This is a genomic window from Sedimentibacter sp. B4, assembly GCF_000309315.1.
In the GTDB taxonomy this organism is placed as follows: domain Bacteria; phylum Bacillota; class Clostridia; order Tissierellales; family Sedimentibacteraceae; genus Sedimentibacter; species Sedimentibacter saalensis.
The window spans coordinates 1-235 of the sequence record NZ_CANG01000504.1 but is presented as its reverse complement, the minus strand read 5'-3'; the positions used below and the strand labels follow the sequence as shown (position 1 = coordinate 235).

Annotated in this window: 1 protein-coding gene; it reads right to left on the bottom strand. The window is 73.6% G+C overall.

What is annotated here, in order from left to right:
* Nucleotides 1–235 (bottom strand): hypothetical protein (locus BN358_RS27690; RefSeq protein ID WP_232233129.1); only part of this gene is annotated, 235 nt, incomplete at both ends.

The window sequence follows — 235 nt, the reverse complement described above, 5'->3', positions numbered from 1 at the left end:
CCGTCCAGGATCCGGCCACTCGCGTGGACGACCCGAAGCGGAGATCCACGACCACGGCCGATCCGCCGCCAGGCACCCGCCGTCCCGCGACCGTCCCGACAAGCCCGTGCAGTTCTGTCGCGATCTCGGGCGCCGTCACCTTCATCCGGCGCCCCCGCAGCGGGATGTCGGCCAGCTCGCGGTCGCCCAGGCGGATCGTGAGCAGCCCGCTCATCGGCGGGACCAGGACGAGCCG